The sequence below is a fragment of the Methanosarcinales archaeon genome, from assembly GCA_014859725.1.
Lineage (GTDB): Archaea > Halobacteriota > Methanosarcinia > Methanosarcinales > Methanocomedenaceae > Kmv04.
The window spans coordinates 1-6,070 of record JACUTQ010000139.1 but is presented as its reverse complement, the minus strand read 5'-3'; the positions used below and the strand labels follow the sequence as shown (position 1 = coordinate 6,070).

The following is a 6,070-nucleotide window of genomic DNA, read 5'->3' as shown; positions in this document are numbered from 1 at the left end:
TATTGAAGTTGTGATTATTGTGATGATAAAGGGAGTAAATGCAGAGAATGGTATATATCCAGTTACTGGCAATCCTTTTGTAGATACCGGACAGGCGGTTATTGCGTGTTTGGCGGGCAAAGAATCGTTTACCAAGATGAATCATGATGATGTGAAGCGTGTATTTGGTGGCAATGATTTATCAGATTGGAATTCACGCTTAAAGTCTTTTACAATGGTTTTTGGCAACAATGGGCCTTTATATCAACCAAGGGGGAAAAAATTTGAAGAAACTCGTAAAAGAAAATATAGGTCAATTTTATCTGGATTATTGAGTCAAATAGAAAATGTAAATCGTGATTCAGGAATGTGTGAATGCTGTGGTGAATTCCATGCAGTCGATATCAATGCTGCGTATGAGCAGGTAGATGATGACAAAGGAAACGATCACGTCGTTGGAAGAGATCTGTTCCCACTTATTGGAAGTCTTGGCAGCGATGCGCAGGCATTGCCATCATCATCAAGAATGTTCAATATATGTCCGAGGTGTCTTTTTGCTGTAGCTTACATCCCTATAGGAACCAGATTATTGAGCGGGAAACTAATGGTGTTTGAGGGTGCACACCAACCATTTGTTCAGGATCTGATCAAGTCGATTATCGATGATAATCGCAGATTATTATCTGTTGGTGGAAATAGTATAGAGACCATCGGTAAAAAGCGACATAGTAGTGAAACTGTGAAATGGCTATGCACGGTATTTAGAGAATTACAACACGCGCAAAAAATAAAAGAACTTCCAAAAAATTCTGAACTAAACATATGGCTCTTTAGTAATTCTGGGACAAACCCAAGTTGTGAGATCATATCGATACCAGATGAATCAGTACGTTTTCTTTGGGATGCAGCCCGCTACGATCTAGAAAATGAAATTGCATCACTGGCGACTGTTGATAAATCTATTAAAAATTCAGATAATCATTTATTGAATTCAATACGCAACAAAATAGATTATATGGGATTATACCCGATAAAGAAATACGATGGTGCTTCTGTCAGCATGTTTGCATTTTACCAGACCCGCCTTCTTGGTGTCCCATATAAAACCCTTGTCGCATCACAAAAATTGGCTGAAGGTCTTCTGCCGGACAATACAAAGGAACAGAAAGAATGGATAAAATCAGATGTATTCAAAGATATTAAAAAACGAAATATATTGAAAGGCAGAATTATTGAAATGGTAGAGGATGGACGATTATCGATTGATGATTATTTCCATATCTTTCCGGTGAAGTCTTTGTATCCATTACAGGCGAGTTTTAAAGGATTCGATATGACTCGATATTTTCTTCGTCATGTGGATGAAGATATTCATAATTATGAATATAAATCTATAGAAGGTGAATCTGTGAAAATGAATCCCAATATACTGGAGGCAGCAGACCTATATTTTAACGATTATATTGAAAATCGTGGGTTGAAACGTTTCAAGAAGGATGTTCTTGATGAATTTAAAAGTGGTACTAAACACGTCTATTGGATAAAAAATGTAATGTGTGACCTCTCTGAGCGTCATGAAGGCTTCGGGCCTGATGATTGGGATAGTTTCTGGCACGATTTATGTCATGATGAGACTGGAAACTTTGTTGGATATGAATTGCTATTCCAGATGAGGCTGGCACTGACTGACTTGTATCGAAAGAAAATGCAGGAAAATATTACGATGAATCCTGAAATCAATCAAACTGGAGGAAATTAAAATGGCAGAAGAGAAACAAGCAAAAGAAATCAGTCATATCGCCGGGACATTCCTTGTGTCGGCACATGGTGCATTCCTGAACGGTGCCGGAATAGATCAATCTGGAGAAAATCGAAATACAGTTATACCAAAACAGTTTTCCGATGGAAAATACCGTGTACCGTATGTATCGGCGCAGGCATGGAGGCGCTGGTTGAGGGATACATTGATCGAAGAAACCGGATGGCAAAAGAGTACATTGGGTTCTATCAAGAAAAGTGAGAAAGGGACTACCAGTAAGATAGCAGGAGCACTCGATCCAATCAACTATCCAGAGGACGATTTATTCGGGTATATGAGGTCTGAAGAAGGACAGGGAAAAACAAAAAAAGCAGATTCAAACGAGGACAGTGACGATGAATCTGATGAAACTCAGGAAAGAACAAAAGTCCAGGCGCTAATCCGAGCATCACCATTTATGTCCTCAATCCTTGTATCACTGCGAAAATTTGGATGGAAAGGAAAGGATGAAGGTTATGTTCATTTAATAGAAGGAACACCAGTACCCTATTCAACGATATTCTACAATACTAGCCTGCAGGCAATATTTGGCTTGGATATGACACGCATGGGAGTCTTTCGCAATGTCGGAGATCGCATAGAATTGCGTGAAGAACTCATCAATCCAGGAATTGAGAACGGTACACTGAAAAAGCGTGAAAAAGATGTTTATGAATTCTCGGATAATGGCACTGTAAAAATCCGCGCAGGAGAATTGTTACACTCTCTTTCTGTTTTGCGAGGTGGTGCCAAACAAGCTGCATTTGCGACCGATGTATCACCAAAAGTAATGATTCTGGCAGGACTTGATTGTGGTAATCTTATATTCAACAATCTGTTTGAAGATAATCCAAATCAGGAGACTTCTGAAGGACCAGCCATAAAAGTGGAAACACTTAAAGAGATTGCATTGGATTACGCGGATCGATTGGTCACTCCAATATATATTGGAATTCGAAATGGCTATCTTAGTCCAAAGAACGAAGAAACAATACGTGCACTTGGTACAAGCGATTCAATGTTCATTATTGATACACCAATCAACGTGGCGAAAAAATTCAGTATAGCACATCTTGGATATGATCGAAACAACAGTGACAAAGCAAGTTGAGTCGCTTATGCTCGGAGGGTTTTATTAAATGGATAAACTAGTCCGTGCCACCATTCGGGGAATTACAGCAACGTTTAGAATTCCTCTTGTCGTGAGCGGTAAATCTCTATGTGCGCCTGTGCCATCTTACTCTACACTGCTTGGGTTTCTCGGATGCTGCGCAGGAAGAGAAGTTTATCCAGATGATGTTAGAATAGGTTTTGAATATCGTTTTGGTGAAGATGTTTTTGGTGCTGGATTGGGTGTAGATATGGAGACCAGTCACAGATTTGAATTTAAAAACAATAAATTACGACCCCACACTAAAGGAACAGCCATAAGATCATATGAATTCCATACATATCCAGTTTTAGAATTATATCTTGATAATATGGATTTTTTTGATATTCTCAGGCGACCCGCAGGAATTCCAACATTCGGAAGGTCACAGGATTTAACATGGATTGAGAATGTCGAAACCATAGATGTGACACAGAAACAAACTGGGAAGGTCGGCACAACGCTCATGCCATTTCCTCAGGAAAATATTGGTGGGAGGATGCTAAGACTGCCTGAATTTTTCGATAACAGAGTAACTGGTATGACGAGAAATCCTATAAATATTCGTTTATTTCAGGTTGTTTCTGCAGGCTCAATCGTTAAAAATCCGAATTTATACCATATTAATAATGACGCGGATGAGGAACATGCCATCTATCTCCATGAATGGGCAGGAATTGATGGCAAAGAGTGATGGCAAAACAACACTCTTTGACCATTTACTGGATTGTACAAATATTGCATCCGCAATTGCAGATAGGGCACCATTTAGTAAAGATTACCGTGAAAAATTAAAAACCGATTTACTTTTCTGTTCTCTTGTGCACGACATTGGAAAATCAGCGAGTGGTTTTCAGGATGTTATGTATAAACGCACTAAAAACTGGGGTGGAAAACGTCACGAAATTATTTCTGCTACGTTTGCAGCAACATTTAGAGGTATCACCGAAGAACAATTATTTGCCATTTTGACACATCATAGAAGTATTTTGCCGGATATTGCAATAACTAATGAGAAAACATTACCTGAACCGCAAATTCCTTTCATGGAAGATTTGGAAGATCTTGCACCGGTATGTACTAAAATGCAACAGGAATGGTATGAAACATCAACAGACCTTCTAACTATGTGGAATAGATTATGCAGGGAAACCGGACAGCATGAGTGGGAACTCAACATAATTCCTGACCTTGCAGATATCGGACTATCACGTGAGTGGCTGTCTCGCTCAAGTAGATACGGACAACTTTCAACCATTCCAAAAGAGAAACGAAGATATGCAGCACTATTACGTGGTGCATTGATTAGCTCAGACCATTTATCATCTGCCAATGTAACCAGTCTTCCCCCTCCAATCACGTTAAAGGATTGCCGTTTTTTCAAAGACGGAGAAACTCCACGCCCTTTTCAGATGGTATCTGGCAGTGTTTATGGTGATGCTATTTTGAGAGCGCCTACGGGGTCTGGAAAAACAAATGCTGCCCTTTTATGGGCTGCTCACAATCAAATAGAAAATGGACGTCTATTTTATGTGCTACCATATACTGCAAGCATAAATGCCATGTTTAACACATTGCAATCAATCTGTGGAAAAGACAATGTCGGGCTTTTGCATCACAAAAATGTGGCGCACTTATATAAACTTCAGGAGGGCGGGTCACAATATGTGGGTACGGCAAAGCTTCTGGCAGATCTTGCACGGGAGATGTATTATCCGATTAGAGTATGCACGCCACACCAGATTCTGCGTAGTGCATTACGTGGACGAGGGTGGGAGCAATCGCTGATCGAATTTCCGGGAGCATGTTTTATATTTGATGAAATTCACGCATATGAACCAAGAATTGTAGGACTTATATTTGCAATGATCCACTGGCTAAAACCACTTGGCGCAAAGTTTTTATTTGCATCCGCAACAATGCCTGAATTTCTTCAGCAACTCATCAGTGAAAATCTGGGCGAGAAGCTAACAATAATTGAACCAGATTCAACAGAGCCAATGGATAACGAAGTCATTGCCAAAAAGCGCCATATGCTTGAGATGTGGTCAGGAGATATATTGGAGCAAATAGATGCTTTTATAAATCGGTTTTCAGATAAAAAATTGTTAATAATCTGCAATCACGTTGCGACTGCACAGAATGTTCACGAATACATTGTCAAAAGAAGGGATGCGGGGATATATGATGTTGAGGAGCCAGTGCTTCTTCATTCACGATTTACTCAACGAGACAGAAGCAATCTTGAGGACGTGATTCTAAAGCAGCAACCAAAAATACTCATTGCAACTCAAGTAATTGAAGTCAGTTTGAATTTAGATTATAATAACTGCATAACTGAGCCAGCACCAATCGATGCATTGATTCAGAGATTTGGACGTGTAAACAGATATGGTAAAAGGGAACCAGAGACAGTAATTGTATGCAAGAAGCAAGTAAATAAATTCAACATTTATCCAAAAGCAATAGTTGAAAAGACTCTTCAGAGTATAGAATCACTACAAGGTACTGTATTAGCAGAGAGAAATCTTATCGATGTGGCAGATATGGTTTACGCGGACGGGTATGCTAAAACTGAGCGGGAAGAGTTTGAACGGGCTTTGAATTATCCTGAACTGAAGGATTTTGATGAACATACGATTGCCGGGGTTTATCGTAACTGGGTTGAGGATGTCATAGAAGGAACTGATCAATCAATCGAAGTTTTGCCGGAGGTATGCCATGAGAAATATATGAGTTTGAGAAGAGATAAACGATGGATTGAGGCTGGTATGTTATTAGTCCCGCTACGTGTCACACAATTTAGCATGCTCAGATCCAAAGGATATATTGAACCAATCCAAGACGATGAGGGCGTATTTACAATTACTGCTCATTATGACTCGCGAATAGGTCTTCAAATAGCTGATCTTCCACAGAAAAATAATGGTGGTGCGGTGTTTATTTAATACTATTTCAGTATGATTAATGCGAATTCAGCTAACAATTACTTAAATCTAACACAGAGTTAAGACATAATTCAACATAATCACACCTACCACCGCCTCTCTCATACCTGCGCTTTCCCCGCTCCCCCTTTTTCTTCACTCCCCCGCGCCGCCCTCTCTTTGCGGACTCTGCGCCATGGTATGAAAAAGTAAACC

4 protein-coding genes are annotated in these 6,070 nt (G+C 39.7%); all 4 read left to right on the top strand.

Annotated elements, in window-relative coordinates; translation table 11 throughout:
- Positions 1-22 precede the first annotated feature (22 nt).
- From IBX40_10320 to cas3, 4 genes are read left to right on the top strand one after another with little or no spacing between them, the layout of a single operon-like run.
- The gene (locus IBX40_10320; protein MBE0524712.1) at positions 23-1,738 is read left to right on the top strand and encodes a hypothetical protein; all 1,716 of its coding nucleotides are present in this window, start codon (positions 23-25) and stop codon (positions 1,736-1,738) included.
- A 1-nt stretch (position 1,739) separates the two neighbouring features.
- Complete coding sequence (locus IBX40_10315) at positions 1,740-2,888, top strand: DevR family CRISPR-associated autoregulator (protein ID MBE0524711.1); 1,149 nt, start codon at positions 1,740-1,742, stop codon at positions 2,886-2,888.
- 28 nt (positions 2,889-2,916) lie between these two features.
- On the top strand, positions 2,917-3,621 hold the full coding sequence (gene cas5 / locus IBX40_10310; protein MBE0524710.1) for a CRISPR-associated protein Cas5: 705 nt from the start codon (positions 2,917-2,919) through the stop codon (positions 3,619-3,621).
- Positions 3,608-5,875 (top strand): CRISPR-associated helicase Cas3', encoded by a 2,268-nt coding sequence (gene cas3, locus IBX40_10305; GenBank protein ID MBE0524709.1) that lies wholly within the window; start codon positions 3,608-3,610, stop codon positions 5,873-5,875. Before cas5 ends, cas3 begins: the two co-directional genes overlap by 14 nt.
- Positions 5,876-6,070: the final 195 nt, after the last annotated feature.